Annotated in this window: 26 protein-coding genes; 13 read left to right on the top strand and 13 right to left on the bottom strand. The window is 57.5% G+C overall.

The features are described 5' to 3' along the window. Positions 1–9: 9 nt before the first annotated feature. The 4 genes from JFT63_RS01375 to JFT63_RS01390 form a co-directional block, all read right to left on the bottom strand. The gene (locus JFT63_RS01375) at positions 10–582 is read right to left on the bottom strand and encodes a hypothetical protein (RefSeq protein ID WP_198843256.1); all 573 of its coding nucleotides are present in this window, start codon (positions 580–582) and stop codon (positions 10–12) included. Next, the gene (locus JFT63_RS01380) at positions 579–890 is read right to left on the bottom strand and encodes a DUF4406 domain-containing protein (RefSeq protein WP_198843257.1); all 312 of its coding nucleotides are present in this window, start codon (positions 888–890) and stop codon (positions 579–581) included. Before JFT63_RS01380 ends, JFT63_RS01375 begins: the two co-directional genes overlap by 4 nt. Next, entirely contained in the window at positions 887–1,474 is a 588-nt protein-coding gene (locus JFT63_RS01385) for a hypothetical protein (protein ID WP_198843258.1), read from the bottom strand. Before JFT63_RS01385 ends, JFT63_RS01380 begins: the two co-directional genes overlap by 4 nt. A gap of 210 nt (positions 1,475–1,684) precedes the next feature. Then, positions 1,685–2,914, bottom strand: coding sequence for a DNA cytosine methyltransferase (locus JFT63_RS01390; RefSeq protein WP_198843259.1), 1,230 nt, complete (start codon positions 2,912–2,914; stop codon positions 1,685–1,687). 50 nt (positions 2,915–2,964) lie between these two features. Here JFT63_RS01390 and JFT63_RS01395 point away from each other — a divergent pair, with 50 nt between their 5' ends. Both JFT63_RS01395 and JFT63_RS01400 read left to right on the top strand, forming a co-directional pair. Then, positions 2,965–3,342 carry a hypothetical protein gene (locus tag JFT63_RS01395; protein WP_094774212.1) on the top strand — a complete coding sequence of 126 codons (378 nt, stop codon included), beginning with the start codon at positions 2,965–2,967 and terminating at the stop codon, positions 3,340–3,342. An 84-nt stretch (positions 3,343–3,426) separates the two neighbouring features. Then, entirely contained in the window at positions 3,427–3,777 is a 351-nt protein-coding gene (locus tag JFT63_RS01400; protein ID WP_198843260.1) for a hypothetical protein, read from the top strand. Here JFT63_RS01400 and JFT63_RS01405 read toward each other — a convergent pair. From JFT63_RS01405 to JFT63_RS01415, 3 genes are all read right to left on the bottom strand, one after another. Then, the gene (locus JFT63_RS01405; protein ID WP_198843261.1) at positions 3,772–4,137 is read right to left on the bottom strand and encodes a hypothetical protein; all 366 of its coding nucleotides are present in this window, start codon (positions 4,135–4,137) and stop codon (positions 3,772–3,774) included. The two genes, JFT63_RS01400 and JFT63_RS01405, sit on opposite strands and share 6 nt — an antisense overlap. Positions 4,138–4,218: 81 nt before the next feature. Then, positions 4,219–4,533, bottom strand: a complete 315-nt coding sequence (locus JFT63_RS01410; RefSeq protein ID WP_198712434.1) for a hypothetical protein — start codon at positions 4,531–4,533, stop codon at positions 4,219–4,221. Beyond that, the gene (locus JFT63_RS01415) at positions 4,530–4,811 is read right to left on the bottom strand and encodes a hypothetical protein (protein WP_198843262.1); all 282 of its coding nucleotides are present in this window, start codon (positions 4,809–4,811) and stop codon (positions 4,530–4,532) included. The genes JFT63_RS01410 and JFT63_RS01415 overlap by 4 nt, the downstream gene beginning before the upstream one ends. Positions 4,812–5,134: 323 nt before the next feature. On the opposite strand from JFT63_RS01415, the gene JFT63_RS01420 reads away from it, so the two are divergent. After that, a complete protein-coding gene (locus JFT63_RS01420; RefSeq protein WP_028619159.1) occupies positions 5,135–5,365 on the top strand; it encodes a hypothetical protein in 231 nt (76 codons plus the stop codon). A gap of 231 nt (positions 5,366–5,596) precedes the next feature. On the opposite strand, the gene JFT63_RS01425 is transcribed toward JFT63_RS01420, so the two are convergent. From JFT63_RS01425 to JFT63_RS01440, 4 genes are all read right to left on the bottom strand, one after another. Beyond that, positions 5,597–5,980 carry a LuxR C-terminal-related transcriptional regulator gene (locus tag JFT63_RS01425; protein WP_198843263.1) on the bottom strand — a complete coding sequence of 128 codons (384 nt, stop codon included), beginning with the start codon at positions 5,978–5,980 and terminating at the stop codon, positions 5,597–5,599. 688 nt (positions 5,981–6,668) lie between these two features. Then, complete coding sequence (locus tag JFT63_RS01430; RefSeq protein ID WP_198843264.1) at positions 6,669–7,052, bottom strand: hypothetical protein; 384 nt, start codon at positions 7,050–7,052, stop codon at positions 6,669–6,671. Next, the gene (locus JFT63_RS01435; protein ID WP_070996017.1) at positions 7,045–7,317 is read right to left on the bottom strand and encodes a hypothetical protein; all 273 of its coding nucleotides are present in this window, start codon (positions 7,315–7,317) and stop codon (positions 7,045–7,047) included. The genes JFT63_RS01430 and JFT63_RS01435 overlap by 8 nt, the downstream gene beginning before the upstream one ends. Positions 7,318–7,381: 64 nt before the next feature. Then, positions 7,382–8,119, bottom strand: coding sequence for a S24 family peptidase (locus JFT63_RS01440; RefSeq protein WP_198843265.1), 738 nt, complete (start codon positions 8,117–8,119; stop codon positions 7,382–7,384). A gap of 83 nt (positions 8,120–8,202) precedes the next feature. On the opposite strand from JFT63_RS01440, the gene JFT63_RS01445 reads away from it, so the two are divergent. Beyond that, positions 8,203–8,442 (top strand): hypothetical protein, encoded by a 240-nt coding sequence (locus JFT63_RS01445; protein WP_198843266.1) that lies wholly within the window; start codon positions 8,203–8,205, stop codon positions 8,440–8,442. Between the two features lie 400 nt (positions 8,443–8,842). Here JFT63_RS01445 and JFT63_RS01450 read toward each other — a convergent pair whose 3' ends face one another. Continuing rightward, a complete protein-coding gene (locus JFT63_RS01450; RefSeq protein ID WP_198843267.1) occupies positions 8,843–9,061 on the bottom strand; it encodes a hypothetical protein in 219 nt (72 codons plus the stop codon). A 277-nt stretch (positions 9,062–9,338) separates the two neighbouring features. On the opposite strand from JFT63_RS01450, the gene JFT63_RS01455 reads away from it, so the two are divergent. Genes JFT63_RS01455 through JFT63_RS01495 form a run of 9 tightly spaced genes read left to right on the top strand, consistent with a single transcriptional unit; the run spans position 9,339 to position 14,442 of the window. Next, positions 9,339–10,259 (top strand): DnaT-like ssDNA-binding domain-containing protein, encoded by a 921-nt coding sequence (locus tag JFT63_RS01455; RefSeq protein WP_198843268.1) that lies wholly within the window; start codon positions 9,339–9,341, stop codon positions 10,257–10,259. Then, positions 10,249–11,043, top strand: a complete 795-nt coding sequence (locus JFT63_RS01460) for an ATP-binding protein (RefSeq protein ID WP_198843269.1) — start codon at positions 10,249–10,251, stop codon at positions 11,041–11,043. The genes JFT63_RS01455 and JFT63_RS01460 overlap by 11 nt, the downstream gene beginning before the upstream one ends. Continuing rightward, positions 11,043–11,252 (top strand): hypothetical protein, encoded by a 210-nt coding sequence (locus tag JFT63_RS01465; protein WP_198843270.1) that lies wholly within the window; start codon positions 11,043–11,045, stop codon positions 11,250–11,252. Before JFT63_RS01460 ends, JFT63_RS01465 begins: the two co-directional genes overlap by 1 nt. Next, on the top strand, positions 11,243–11,545 hold the full coding sequence (locus JFT63_RS01470; protein ID WP_198843271.1) for a nuclease domain-containing protein: 303 nt from the start codon (positions 11,243–11,245) through the stop codon (positions 11,543–11,545). Before JFT63_RS01465 ends, JFT63_RS01470 begins: the two co-directional genes overlap by 10 nt. Further along, entirely contained in the window at positions 11,542–11,919 is a 378-nt protein-coding gene (locus JFT63_RS01475; protein WP_198843272.1) for an endodeoxyribonuclease RusA, read from the top strand. The genes JFT63_RS01470 and JFT63_RS01475 overlap by 4 nt, the downstream gene beginning before the upstream one ends. Further along, positions 11,916–13,196: a tyrosine-type recombinase/integrase gene (locus tag JFT63_RS01480; RefSeq protein WP_198843273.1), complete on the top strand. Its 1,281-nt coding sequence runs from the start codon at positions 11,916–11,918 to the stop codon at positions 13,194–13,196. Before JFT63_RS01475 ends, JFT63_RS01480 begins: the two co-directional genes overlap by 4 nt. 2 nt (positions 13,197–13,198) lie before the next feature. After that, positions 13,199–13,546, top strand: coding sequence for a hypothetical protein (locus JFT63_RS01485; RefSeq protein WP_198843274.1), 348 nt, complete (start codon positions 13,199–13,201; stop codon positions 13,544–13,546). Then, positions 13,546–13,875: a hypothetical protein gene (locus tag JFT63_RS01490; RefSeq protein WP_198843275.1), complete on the top strand. Its 330-nt coding sequence runs from the start codon at positions 13,546–13,548 to the stop codon at positions 13,873–13,875. The genes JFT63_RS01485 and JFT63_RS01490 overlap by 1 nt, the downstream gene beginning before the upstream one ends. Positions 13,876–13,878: 3 nt before the next feature. Continuing rightward, positions 13,879–14,442, top strand: coding sequence for a hypothetical protein (locus tag JFT63_RS01495; RefSeq protein ID WP_038449228.1), 564 nt, complete (start codon positions 13,879–13,881; stop codon positions 14,440–14,442). A gap of 120 nt (positions 14,443–14,562) precedes the next feature. Here the strand turns inward: JFT63_RS01495 and JFT63_RS01500 are convergent, their stop codons facing one another. Continuing rightward, a complete protein-coding gene (locus tag JFT63_RS01500; RefSeq protein WP_198843276.1) occupies positions 14,563–14,796 on the bottom strand; it encodes a hypothetical protein in 234 nt (77 codons plus the stop codon). Between the last annotated feature and the right edge of the window lie 69 nt (positions 14,797–14,865).

Genomic DNA, 14,865 nt, shown 5'->3' on the forward strand with positions numbered 1-14,865 from the left:
ATAATCCGTTCACGATTCCCGCTCGCTCTCTGGTTGATCCTCGTCCACCACCAGAGCCATCCCGCAGGAGTGGCAGAAGTGCATGCCGTTTTCAGCCGGCAACCCGCCATCGGTGAACTGCCATTCTTTGCCGCAGCCGGTGTGCCAGGAGAATCCGCCTTCAGTCCAGGTGCAGGTTGGTGGCTTGGTGCGCTTTAGTGCTTCAAAAACTCTTCCGCGCATCGCATCAATCGACGAAGACGGCACCGCACCCGGGTCACCCTGGATCGCATAGAGCAGATCGTTGGTCCGGAACAACAGCCCCTCCAGCACATCCGCTCGCTCATCTGTCACGGTTAGGCGTTGTTGCAGCTCATCTGCACGTCGCCAGTCGTTAAAGTTCGGCACGGGCTTGCCCGCCATGCGGTGCTCAATCATGGCCCAGACAAGGTGGTACTCCGGCCAGTCGTGCTCCACCACCACGCACTCGATCTGGGGAACACGGTTTTCCCTTAGGAAGTTGCGCAACGGTGCCTGCTGAAGGCCTGCCAGGTGCTTCAGCTTGACGACGATGTAGCGGTCTTCGCGCTTGAAGTCGCTCATACAGCCTCCCTCGTTACCAGATCATGGGCATCCAAAACGGTCATGCCGAGTTTCTCGGCGATCAGTACTTCCAGCTTTGCGCCCTTTGAATTCTCCCAGCCGGGCAGGGTGGCCACGGTGTCGCAGTCCATCAGGGCGGCAATGTCGCGGCGCATACAGTCGGTCCAGGTTCCGCCTTCTGGGTTTATCTCGGCGGGGTTGGTGACTGTGTGGCCGCTGGCGCGGAGGCTGGCGGTCATGCTGTGGAAGGTGGGGAAGTTCAGCCCGGGCAAGCCGCTCATGGGCCCGCTGAGGTAGATGCGCTTCATGCTGCCACCTTCGGTGTGTAGGTCAGCGTGCCGGCAATGATCGCTTCCTTGATGGCTTCGAACTCCCAGGCGTAATACTGCGACTCCACGTAGACGCGCATCTCGCCGTAGTCGTGCTGCTTGCGGCGGATGAATGCCTCGGCCGCGTCTTTCGTGAAATGGCTGTTCACGATCTCCCAGCGCTTGTTCCAGCCAGTGACGGTGTGATCGTCAAGCTCTCCGATCAACTCCCACTGATCGTCGACACTGAGCTCCAGGAAGTCGCACTCGAAGTCTTGTTGCACCCTGGCGTTCAGTTCGGCCTGGTCTTCCTCGTCGCAGTCCTCCCAGTATTCTTCAGGGCTGAACCACGAGCAGTCCTCGCGGCAAACCACCAGGCCTTCCGCGTAGTCCGGCTCATAGCCGTAATCAATGCGCTTGGTCTGCACGGTGAACAGCGCTGCCGCTGTGTGGTGCCATTTAACGCCGGCGCCGTTGCAGTCATGGCGAAGACGGGTCACGAAATCGGCCCAGGTAGCGGCGTCCAGGCCGTGGCCGCTTGCCAAGCTCGGCGCGGGCTCAGCGTTTTGGTTTTCTGTAGGCATGGGGAGTCCTTGCCGGGCCATGCCCGGGCGGTGGAGTGGGGGAGTTGGAAAGAACCCAAGAGGAAGGGCAGGCCGAGCTTTGAATTAATTGGGCACTTATAGACTACGAAGCCATATCGTTGGCTTTGAGTCTTCCAAGGAAGCTCAAGATGAAAAAACTTACCAAAGTGATAGACCTGGTCATCGCCATTATTCGGCTGGTCGATTTGATTATCCGTACGGGCTGGTTTTGAGTTGCATCAGGAGGCGCCGCCCGATCCAGCGAACCACGGTGACGGCCTTGCTGTTGCCGATCGCCTTGTAGCGGGGACCGTCCGGGCATTCGCTGGCAGGCTTGCCCCGCCAGGGGATCAGCGTGTAGTCGTCGGCCATGCCCTGGAGGCGTTCGCACTCGACGGGAACCAGACGCCGAACCTGGGTGGGCGCAAGCAGGGCAGGTGGCGGGCTGCAGGCATCCAGAGACGCCGTGTATTCTTCGTACCACTTTCCAGCACCGAGAGCCGCAGTGTGGTGCAGCTTCGTGCTGTAAACCGCAAAAGTCTCGCTCTCAACATCCAGCCGGCTGTCCTTTGCGGTGAGCGTCGCCGCTCGCTCGATCGATCCTCCCAGGCTGTGGCCGCCGAATGCAGGAATGCCCCCGAACATATCGACCGCCGGACCTTCATCGCCTTCGCAGTTCGGGCAACCGTACTGCCCTAAGGATTCGGCGTAGACATATCCACATCCACACTGGAGCGCAGGGCCGAAAGGAGCTGTTCCGGTAACATCTTGCCCCTCACCTCGGCGCGGCGCAGTATCCCGGCGCACGCCTTCTCGCTCAAAAAGTACCTCGGTGGGATCGAATCCGTCACGAGCACTTGCGACAACGAACACACGACGGCGTCGTTGGGCCAGGCCGAAATATTGGGCGTCCAAGACCCGCCACGCGATTGTTCTTTTGGGTCCATACACACAACCAGCGTCCTGCCATTTTTTCCCTGGAGGCTGCAGCTCGCAGTCTTCCCCAGCAAGCGCGCCAAGAAAGCATCCGAAGGCGTTCCCTTTGTCACTGAGGACGCCAGGGACGTTCTCCCAGACGATGACGCTGGCGGGCTTTCGCTGACCGGCGCGAACATAGTCAACTGCATCTGCAAGCTCCACGTATTTGATGGTGAGGGCGCCGCGCGGGTCGGTGAGGCCTTCCCGCATACCGGCGACCGAGAAGGCCTGGCATGGTGTGCCGCCGACCAGCACGTCGGGCGCTGGGATCTTGCCGGCCAGCACCAGCGCTGCCAGCTTGGTCATGTCGCCGTGGTTCGGCACTTCGGGGTAGTGGTGAGCCAGGACCGACGAGGGGAACGGCTCAATCTCGGCGAACCAGGCGGCCTTCATGCCCAGCGGGTGCCACGCTTGTGTCGCGGCCTCGATGCCGCTGCACACGCTTCCATAAGTGATGGGCATGATGGCTCCTCGCCGGTATATTGAATTTTTGTTAAGCCGGAAATATTTCGATGTCGTTCAAAGAACCAGTGGATGATGATTTGCAAAATAGCTTGAAGGTCGCTTGGTGCTTGATCGCATTGGCTATCCTCGCCCCCGTGCTCTCTTTGATAGCTCCCTACCCACCACTTCCCGGGGTTGATCTTGGGGGGTGGTTTAGCAGAAGCGGGGCAGTTACCACCGTGTTTGCTCTTTTGGCCGAAGCCGTATTGGTCAGAGCAAGACTGTCAATAACGCCTGCTGGTTTTGGCTGGGAAGGCCTGAATGAACAGAGAGATAAGTTCGTGCCTTATTTCAACAAGTCCGATAGGGCACTGTTTAGTTTAGTAATTGCGGGGACGCTGATCTGGGCCTATGGCGATCTGCCTTTCAAGATTTTCGGCATTTAGGTTCTGGCTGGCGCTGTCCAGTGATATGGGGTATTACGGGTGACCGGCATGGGCCGGAAGGTCGAAAACTTTTTGAGGTGACGCTTGGAAGCATGGATAGCTGGGTTGATTGGTACGCTTGTTGGCGCAACGGGATCCGTGGCGGGTGTCTGGATTCAGAGTTACTTTCAAACTCGGCGCGAACGCCTGAAGCTTGTGATGGACATCGCCGTCCAGGACCGTAACGATACAATTCGTTTGGCAAAAGAACTGGGCCAGGCCCAGGGCGCCATCGCACCGATTGCGCTTTTTGCTCACTATCATGCCGAGCTTTTTCGACTGATTGAGAGCGGAGATCTAACCGAGAAAACCATGACAGATCTATATCGTTCTAACACCATCCTGGGAGGGATCATTAAGGATGTAGATCGCAAGAGAAAGACCACAGGGCTATGAGCTCTGCAAGATTTCGTCGTCGGGCTCGGGCGGGTCGTCGGCGAGCGACTTCAGGCCGGCTGCCTGAATAATGCGCGACACCTTTTCAGTAACGACAAAAGGTGTCGTGACACACGTGAGCATCTGCGCCGCAGTTTCGAAGTCGGCGGCGATTACGTTGCGCAGCAGTGTCTGGTGTACCTCCTGCTGGTTGTTGAAGCCGTGCTGCTTCATCAGGCGTTTGAGGTCGGCCTTGAAGATGCCGGCCAACTCAATCGTAAATTTCTCGACGCCCAATGCAGCATCCTTCGCTGCCGCTTTCTCGCGCTTGCGGCGTTGCTTCAAGGCTTCCGCCGTCGGCTGCTGCTCTTCCTCGGCCATGGCCTACCTCTTCGATTTCATGTGCTGGCAAATCAAGCCATGCCTGGCGCCGGCGTTGTCGCACCTGGTTGTTGATCCGCCTCATGGGTTGCTGGGCAGCTTGAAGTTGTTTTCGCTGGCAATGAGCCTGGCGCGCTTGTAGTCAACGCCGGCTTCCAGGCAAGCCTCGTGCAGCGAATACCCCTCATCGACAAGGCGCTTTAACCGCGGCGCTATCTTGTCCCGCACGGCGCGCAGCTTCTCGCTACGAGTGCTTTTGATTGGTCCGCCTTTCTCGCCTGATACGCCGCTGGCGATCTCTTCAACTGACTTGCCCGCGCCGAAGAATGCATCCATCTGGCGGTTAAGGTCGGCAATCACAGCGTCTTTCGGGTTTGGCATCGGTACGCCGATCATTGAGCACCGCCTGACAGCGTCACCTTCACGCCGTCTGCACGAGATTCCAGGGCCTGGGCGAAGTTGCTGGCCTCTTTCCATGTCCAGCGGAAGCCCTTCACCTTGTCGGTGGCAATCTCCACGATGTGGTAAGCGTTGCCGACATTGCGGATCTGGAATCGAATTTTCTGCGCCGGCGGCTCTTTGCCGATTATGGCGTAGAGCTCGGCAGTGGCCAGACGAGAGCGCATGTGCAGGGCCGCAACCCCGTCTACGCGCTGTTGAATTGATGCGTGCATGGTGGATACCTCAGTGGGTTGCGTTTATTCGTCAGCACCCTGACCGCCTGGTATGTGCAGGTGGGCCCAGGGGAGGGTGCTGACGGGTAAAGGCAAGGCGTAAAAAAGCCCAATCGAAACTGGGCTTTCAGTGCGCTTCGTAGACCTCCCTACGTCACGCGGTCGACGCTGTAGCGTCTAGGGTTCGTTGTGGTTCACATAGCTGCCAATCCTCCGTGCTGGGTGGGTTAAGGCTCCCGGCCAAGTCACCACTGCCCAGGTGACGGGCTTTGCGATAGGCTGATCGCTCTCACACAACGCAGCCTGCAAAGGAGGGCGATCTAATGCCGACTTACAGCATCAAATACGATCGAGACATGGGTGATGGTCTGCCAAAAGCTTACGAGGCCGCACGCGCAGTATCAGAAGGAGATGTGATCGAGCTAGAAAACGGGATGTGGCACGGTGTCAGGCAGATTCGAAAAACTCAGAAAGGTAATCAGCTAGTTCTTTCTGAATCTGGCCAGAGCGCTCAGCAGGCAGAGCTTCTACTAAGGCAGCAATTGTCCGAGTAAGAACTATCGTCGCGAACTTATTGCACCCTGACGAGCCAAGCTCTGGGCTGGGGTGCATTAAAGACATTTTTGTCGCTAGCCCAGGGTTTCCTTGACACGCCAGTGTCATCAAAGCTGCTTCGATTCTGCCTACAAGGCTTGGCGCACTAACCGTCGGCTTGCCAGGTGAGTTGGGGTGTGGGTGGTGCATGTTAATACTCCTTTTTTCCAACCTGCTAAATGATGCTCTGTTTAGGCGGTAAGGCTTGGCCGTTCCGCCTGGCGAAGCACTCGAACCTGGGCGGTGCGCCGCTCTGGTGCCCGGCGATCACGGCGCATTGCGTCATCACCGATCATTGCGTGTATGGCGATCAGGCTCGCCAGGACGAAGCACATCGGCGAGATGATGTGCCGGCGCATGGCTTCGGCGACCGCCGCTGTCTGGCGGGTCACGCCAAGCTTGAACATGGCGCAGGAAAGACGCTTGGCCACTGTGCAGGCCGCCACGTCGAACTGGCGGGCTATCTCTTTTGCTGTCTTGCCCTGGGCGGTGCCCAGCAGGTACTGAACTTCCTTTGGCGCAAGGCCGCGTCCGAGATGACCCTTCCATGCGCCGCTGACGATTGTTGCTTCCATCAATGTGACTCCCGGTTGGTTTCCCGTTAGGCCCTGCTGCCAAGGCCTATCGGTGAAACCCCCGGTCACGCTACTGGCGTCAGACCGGGGTTGTTGCGTCATCGGTGTTGGCCAGTTACCCGCCGCTGATTGCAGGGCTGGCCGTTCGTCTTCGTGGGTGGGCTTCGAGCTTCCTACGCACAGCGTCAAACAGCATCTTTTCGCCGTGGATCACAGGTCCTTACAACATGCACGCTACAGCTCTGAATGCCCTGATTGAGTGGGGCAGGGTGCATGAGGTCCGGCGCGCCCAGCCGAAGCTATCGGGCCCGCTAATTCAAATCGTTTGGAGCTGGCCGTGACCCGCTACTGGCGTCGGTCACCGGCTCAATCAAGTTGTTACTCCAGCCGCGGGCCTTTCGGCTTGTTCTCCCGCTGGATAACTCGTTTCGGTGTTTTACGCTGCACACCCGGGTCAGTTGCCAACCCTCTGAACCGTTGAGGCCGATTCATCGCTGCCTTCCATCTGGCCGGTTGTTATCCGGCGACGGAGCAAATATGTACCAATGGTTCATATTGGTCAAGTACCAAAAGTACATATTTTGTTTGGAGGCAACAAAAAGCCCGCTCGGTGGCGGGCTATGCGTTCAGATCGATGAGGTAAGAAAAAAGCCCATCTTGGGCCGGGCCTACTATGGCGGCTTAATGATCAGTGGATCAGCCGCGCCACTCCAAAGGCGACCGCAGAAAGCGCGGCCGCAGTGCCTACAAACCACTTAAGTAGCCTGGTTTCAAGCGATTGAATGTCTGTTCTGAAATTGGCTATGGCTTGGTTCAGCCCGCCAGTCTCTTCCAGAAGGTCGGCCTTGGTAACCATATGCTTTTCAATCGAATCAATTTTTGTCTCGACGCGCGCCAACCGCTCCTTTATTTCAGGGAGTGACTTCTCAATAGACTCAATTCTCTTTTCCATAAAATCACCGCCACCAGTACCGCTGCCCCCTCCGCCGCTCCCGCCATGCTTGTCTGGATGGGGAAGAAATTTTTCGGCATTTTTGAAGCGCTCTTCTAGGTAATGAATATTGTCACTCATTTTTTTGCGCTCCAGCATTCAAGAGTATACGACCTTTGGTATCCCCGTACGTTTTCAGCAACTCAATGACACCTTTAAGCTCCTCAAACGCGGACTCGCCCAGGGCTTGTATTTGCTCGTCATCTGAGTGATTTCTATGGACGACCGCAAGGTCTAACGCGGCGCTCGTTAGCTTAACGATTGCATCCTCCAATGGGCTGAAAAGCTCGAACAGTTCGCCATGGGTAACATTCTTACTGGCGATTTCGGGTGGTAGCTGTTTCATCGTTACTCCGTTTGAGTCAGGAATGCCTCTTGGCGCCACTATCCAAAGTTCGAGAATTTACGCATCAAAGCATCCCGCCACGCCAAACCACACGTCCAATTACTCGAACCTCGTGAATCTCACCGTCCCGGAGCGTCTCGTCGCCATAGCGCGCTTTGTCCGGGTTGTCACTACGGACAATCCATCCATCAAAGTCTGACTTCACCAGGCGCTTCACGATGGTACCTTTCGATTCGCTCTGCATAGCGAATATCTGGCCGTCCTTCGGTTCAATCTTCGACTCATCCACCAGCAGTACGTCGCCGTCATTGATCGTCGGCTCCATGCTATTGCCGCTAGCGTAGATCACGTCCAGATGCTTCTGGTTGAGGTTATTGGCTCGCAGCCACGCCGACTTGAACGCCATGACGCCGCGTATCTCAACATGCGGATTGTCATCACCGTCACCTGTTGAGCCGCGCGCTGTGAGTTGCAGGACGCCCGTGTAGCCGGGCTCATTGTTTAAATCGAAGCCTCGCGGTGGGGCGCGAGGATCTTCAGGCGTGAGGGCTGCTGATTCACGCATTTCACCCCGACCGTATTCCAGCCACTCAACTCTCACGTTCAGCGCGGCAGCTAAGGCAAGCATCTTGGCTCCCCCAGGCATTGATTCTCCGTTGAGCCACTTACTACAAGCCTTCGGAGTCACTTTTGCCATTTTTGCCAAGCGCACTCCCGCCCCCCACTCAGGAATCCCTGCATCGGCGAGGGATTGCTTTAAGCGAGCCACGAAAGAATTGCGGATTTCTTCTATTTGAACCATGGGTTCATGTTCTCACGGGCTTGCATGTACTTTCAGTTCCGAATTAAGATGTACCGTAAGTTCATATTTGAATTGGAGGCCAAATGCGGCCGCTCAAGAAAACGATCGACGACGCAGGTGGCGTTCCAAGCGTGGCTTTGGCGTGCGGAAAAACCCCTCGCGCCATTTACAAGTGGCTGGCTGCCGACGCGTTACCACGTACCGAGTACACGGGCGAAACAAATTACGCCAAGAAGATTGCTGAGCTTGCCGCGGCCAGAGGTAGGCCCTTCGATCCAGCATGGCTGCTTACCGAGGCTCATCCCAACAAATCTGCCGCTTAACCGTTCGATGTGGCCATTTTCCGCTGAAGCGGGGAGGGCGAATAGAGATTTTGGATCAGCTGTTAATTCATACAGTGCATAGGAAGGGAATAGAGATGGCAGACGAGAACACCTTGATCAAGACGGACGTGCGGAGCCGTGCTGAGTTTTACGTGGCAATGCTCTGCCAGGGCGTCCTCGATTCGCGGAGATTCAAATGATTTCCTCCGGAGTCCTGATCGCTTGTGCCGTCTTCGGCGCAGGTGCGTTTGGCTTTTTCGTAGGGTTTTTCACTTCCAGCGCGAAGGCACCTCGAGCTGAAGTTTTCCCGCTGACACATGTGTCTTTCGACTCCGGAATGTCCAGGCTGGAAAAACTTCGATTTCTCGATATGGCTGCTGAATTGGTGCGGAAGGGTGCCTTAGGCCAGCCCGACAAGCTTGGTGATAACGCCACCAGCAATGACAAGGAATAGCCAAATGAATGCCTTCTTGATGCTTGGTCCGTGCTTTTCCCAGAACGCTCTCAGCGGAGGGCTGTTGAACCCAAGCATCCCGAAGTCACCGCCATCGTACGTGTACACGCTCTTGTCCCAATGCTTGACCTTCCAGCGCGCCCAGAGCGCTTTGATCTTTTTCATGTCCGGTCTCCGTGACCTTTTCGTGTGGAAGCAAAAAGCTACCACGGATGCGCCGGACACCCATAACGCCTGAATCGCAGGCATAAAAAAACCGCCTGGCAGGGCGGTCCTTTCAACAACTTGTAAAACACAGTGGGGCCATTATGAACACCAATACCGCTCCAGGCAATACCCCCCATGTCGCGACACTTTTTCGGCATGAACAAAACGTGTCGCGACACTTCAATCATGCGCATGTGGCTCGTCCACTCCCTGCGAACTACCGGGAGGAGGCGTAATGGCCCGCGCTCGTAATGTGAAACCTGGGCTGTTCAGCAATGAACTTCTCGTAGAGCTCCCTGCGTTCGACCGGCTGATGTTTATCGGGTTGTGGTGCCTTGCGGATCGCGAGGGGCGCCTCGAAGATCGTGTGAAGCGTATCAAGATCGAGCTGCTTCCATGCGACGATTATGACGTTGATGCCGGGCTGAACCGGCTGGCTTCTGCGGGCTTCATTTCCCGCTATCAAGTAGCTGGTCAGTCAGTAATCGAGATCGTCAACTTCCAAAAGCACCAGAGTCCTCATGGTTCGGAGAAGGACAGCACGTTGCCAGATGTTAACGGCTATCTGACTGTTAACGAACGGAAAAAGAACGTTGTAGTCGCAGGTGCGCAACGCAAAGTCCATGTATCTGAACACGGTTTTAACGTTAAGCCACCGTTAGAGCCTGTTAACACACCAAACGATAACGCCCTGATTCCTGATTGTGGATTCCTGATTCCTGATTCACTGAATCAAGATCAACACCACTCTCTCTCAGCGGGCGAGGGCAATTCGGATTCAGCCGAGCAGATTCTGGAAAACGTCCCAAGCCCAGCGGTTGATCCTGTCGACCCAAAGGCACCTGTGGAGATGACGCTGGACTGGGTGCCTGACGTCAATCTCCTGAAAACCTATTGCGTGCACTTCGGCGTTTCGCCGGACCTATTCACGCACGAAGCCATGGCCTCGTTCACAGCTCACCACGAGTCCATCGGTGGCCTGAACACCCAAGCCAAATGGGTATCGCTGCTGGTCGGCTGGGTGAAGTCGGACAGGGCCAAGGCCAGCAACGTTCGTCAACTGAAACCTCTTCAGCCTTCGCGACACAGCGGGTTCGCCGAACGTAACTACACCGCTGGCCTGACCATGCGAGAGGACGGTACCTATGGCATCTGAAAACGTAATCACCATGCCTAGCGGGTCCCCGGCGCCGCACAAGTCAACAGGAATCTGCGACGAGCACGGTCAGTACCCTCAGACCATCAATGTCATCTTTGGTCGTGAATTCAAGACCGCGTGCCCTCAGTGCCAGGTCATTGCGAAGGCAGAAGAGCAGGAGCGCATCAGGGCTCAGGCGCGGCAGGAGCTGGCGCTCAAACTTGGGTCTGCGCTGATCCCCAAGCGGTTCTCCGGGAAAACCCTCGCTGGGTATCGCGCTACTTCCCCGGCTCAAAAGGAGGCGCTCAGGATCTGCACGAAGTACGCAGACAAGTTTTCCGAGATCGCCCCAACGGGCCGCTGTTTGTTGCTGCTGGGGAAGCCGGGCACGGGCAAGACGCACCTGGGCGTCGCTATCGCTGCCGAAATCATGAAGAAAACAGACGCGACAGCCGTATACCGAACCCTCGGCACCGTGTTGCAGGAGATCCGCTCAACCTACTCGAAGGGCAGCGAGCGCACCGAAAGCCAGATTCTTTCTGGGCTGATCGGTCCATCGTTGTTGATCCTTGACGAAATTGGCGTGAGCAAGGAAACCCCAAGCGATTTCGAGTTGACGACTTTGTTCTCGATCATCAACGGCCGGTACGAGCAGATGCGCCCCACGGTAGTCATTTCAAACCTCGACGCCGCCATGCTCCCAGGGGCTATGGGTGAACGTTGCTTTGATCGACTGAGGGAAGGCGGCGCGATTGCCGTCCCATTTGAATGGGAATCCCAGCGCGGCAAGGAGGGTTTCTGATGGCTGACCGGCGCCTGGCTGTTCCCGAGATCGATACCTACCGATTCGCGGTGTTCTGCTGCTCGTTCAAGGTTGATTTGAGCTCTCCACCTGATCACGCACTGGCGCTGTTCGCCGACGAGGCTATGGCCAGACGTTATGGGGCGTGGATGTGGCCGGGTACCTACGAAGTCGTCGACGTCCTCACGGGGCAGCCGGTATGCGCGTGACCTCAAAGAAACTCCGAGCTTCGGCCAATGGCCAAGAGTGCACGGTCCGGATCCCGGCCATCTGTAACCACAATCCAGAAACCACTGTTCTCGCGCATCTGCCGTGCGGGCAAAAGGGCATTGGCATGAAGGGCTTCGACACCGTTGCGGTGTACGCCTGCAGCGCCTGCCACGACGTCATCGACGGCCGCGCCGCCGGCGACATCGACTGGCAGGACATGCCGCGCGCCATTGCTGAAACCCATGAAGGCCTGATTCGGGCTGGAATTCTGACCGTGAAGGGGGCTGCATGATCGACATGACGCTGCCATGGCCGCCGAAGGAGTTGAGTCCAAACGCGCGCGTGCACTGGCGGCAAAAGCACAAACACGCGAAGGCGTACCGCCGCACCTGCGGCCTTATCGCGCTGGCGCTGGATGCACCGCACCTCAGCGGCAAGAAGTACTTCTGGGTGACGTTCTGCCCGCCGAATCGCCGCTCATACGACGATGACAACCTGCTGGCGCGCTTCAAGGCCGGCCGGGATGGTATCGCCGATGGCTTGGGCATCGACGACAAGAACTTCGTCACCACCATCAACGTCGGAGAGCCGGTCCCGGGCGGTGCGGTGCACGTGCACATCCGGGATTATCCCATCGACGCCCAACCGGCAGCGGTGGGCAAATGACTACCGCCGCAGTGAAGATCACCGAAGCTGAGATCAAGCGTCAGGCCGTCGGCACCGTGCAGGACGTGCGTGACCTCGAAAACAAGGGCCTGTATCTGCGCTTCAACAAGGCCCGAACCGGTGGCTCGTGGTACCTGGTACTAAAAGGCGAGTGGAACCAGATCGGCACCTTCCCCGAGCTGACGCATAAGCAGGTGGTGGCGGCGCTTCCGTCGATTCGCCTGCGCCTGTCCGCTGGCGAAGGCGCGAGCTTGTCGAAGTGGATCACCGTGGGCGAGCTGCTTGAGTGGTTCGCGGATCGCATGTCGCGCGATCGCAATCTGTCGACTAAGCGCAAGAACACCGGCGCATCGATCATCAAGTGCCACCTGAAACCGCGACTCGGCGAACTGCCGCTGATCGGCATCAACAAGGCTGCCCTCGACACACTGCTGATGTGGCCGCTCCAGGAGACGGTTTCCATCGACTACGTGCGTTCGGCGTTCCAGTTGCTGGCCCTGGCATTCCGGCAGGCGGCCAAGCTAGGGATGATCACGTCCAATCCGATGGCGACGATCCGATTCAACGACTTCTCCAAGGCGAAGGTCGGCATCAAGCCGTCACGGCTGCGCGGCGTTCAGTTGGAAGGCCTGCTTGCACAACTCGCCGATGTGATGGCCAAGGCGCCGATGGATTCGATGCTCGCGCTGATGATGCTCTGTCATGGCACGCGGATCGGCGAGACCCGGATGGCGCGCTGGTCGCACATCAGCCTGGCCGAACGGGAGTGGTTCATCCCGGCTGAGAACACGAAAACCGGCGTTGAGCATCAACTGCCACTGACCGAGCAGGTTTGTACGCTGCTGGCCCGGTACCGCGAAGGCCAGTTCGCCCGAGGCTATGAGGGTCAATACCTGTTCCCGGCGCGCAACGGCAAGGCGCTGGGCGAGGCTCAAGGTTGCGCCGTGTTCCGTCGGTTGGGTCAGGGCGAGTGGACCAGCCACGACCTGCGCAAGGTGGCTCGCACTGGCTGGGCAGACCTCGGCATTGACCACCTGATTGGCGAGCTGCTGATCAACCACGCGATGGGCCACAACGTGAAGGTGTACATCCAGTCGGACGTGATGAGTCGCAAGCGTGATGCCCTCGAACAGTGGCACGCACATCTAGATCGGAAAGGCTTTACAGCGATTCACGGATTGACCGGCTTTAGATTTGAAGATTCCGGTACTTCGCTGAAAGCCACAGAGCATAAGGCCTGCGAGGCCAATCAATATTCAACCATAGGCGAGGTTTAAAAATGGACAATCAAGCGCAAATTCTCGATCTGGCCCGCCTGCAACAGTTGGCCGAAGCGGCCAATGCCAGCGGATGCGAGCTTCGCGAAATCCTCGGTGATACATGCGCTATGTACACCGCCGAGGGCTCACTGATCGAGTTCTTCGAGGCTGCTACTCCTGCCGTGGTTCTGAAGCTGATCGCTGAAGCCCAGGCTTTTCGGAAGGATTCCGCGCGCTATCGGTGTCTGCGCAACCCGCGCCGCGGCCAAATCGAGGTTGTGGAGTGGATTGGCCCGCACGCGACAGCTATGACTGGTGAAGACCTGGACGAACTGCTCGACGCCGAAATGGGAAGGGGTGAGCAGTAATGAAAGGTCACCTCAAGAAGTCCCACGGCCCCGCATTTCGAGCAGCCCAGCTCGACCTGGCCAAGTGCCTGACATGTCGCGGCAAGGCGGTGATCGAAGGCGTTTTCCATCAGCTGCCATGCGTGCAGTGCAATGCGTCGGGCTGGGTCACTGCCGAAAACGGCGAGGCGCTGCCGCTGGAGGTGCTGGTGACGCAGCTGAGCATCCGTCTCCAGGCTGCCGAGCAACAGATCGCGCAGCTCAACTGCTTCAAGCCTGGGGGTGCTGAAGCGCAGTACAACGAGAACAACCGCCGCGGCGCCGGCGGCACCAACTACACAGGGGATTGAGCCATGGCTATGTATAAGGACGTGATGGGCACCCTGGTGCGGGTGCTGGCAGCAGACAACATCGACAACAGCACCAAGCAGTCATGGCAGAAGCTGATCGACGCTGATCTGCGCCAGGGCGGAACGGGTAGCACGCTGTCGGTCCGGGACAAGTTCGATTACGACTGCTGCCTCTACGCACTGTTGCATCGTCAGCTCGACCCAGCGCAGTGGGATGTGCTGGTGGCCAAGTACTCCACGCACAAGGCCAACAAGGTCGGTGCCATAGGCAGACTGGTGGCTCGCATGGTGTCACCGGCCCCACAGCTGTTCATCTATAAGGCGCTGACTGCCTGGGCTATACCGAAGCTGAAGGGTGTACAGGTTGGCAAGCGTTCCACCGACATGATCGTGCTGCCAGCTGAGTTCTACGACATGAATACCTGGGACTTGGCCGGCTCTCCGGAGCGCACGCGCCGCAACTGGAGAGGCGGAATCCACAAGCGCTTGGAGAAACTCGAAGAGCAGGCCGTGATCCATGCGACCGAGATATTCGACAGCGAACAAATCTTTGTAGATGCCGCTTGACCTGTTGGCCGACTGGCCGTAAATTAATCCCATCATGTCGATCTTGCGCGTTATGAGAGACAGTAAGCAATAAAGAAGCCCCGCCAATGTGCGGGGCTTTTTAGTTTCTGTACTACTCAATCAGATGCGAGTCGCTATCTCTCCTGTGGCTACAATTTCGAACTCTGTTGTGCTTTTCTTGTTCGCATGGCCACCACCGGACACCCGATATTCCTTCATGCCATCCGCCCAGCCGTTGTCGGCAGAGTTTAGAAGCTCCTGATACATCTGTTCTGTGAACTCAGTTATGCCATAGACCTTCCCGGATTCGGTTTTAACTTGGAAAGCATCAGTCTGTTGTTGCCGAGTTTTCATTGGTTCTTCCTTGTTGGTTGAGATTGCGAGACAACGATAGCACGCAGCTACTGCCCGCCCTGAGCGGGC

The organism is Pseudomonas sp. MF7453 (assembly GCF_016405455.1).
In the GTDB taxonomy this organism is placed as follows: Bacteria; Pseudomonadota; Gammaproteobacteria; order Pseudomonadales; family Pseudomonadaceae; genus Aquipseudomonas; species Aquipseudomonas paralactis.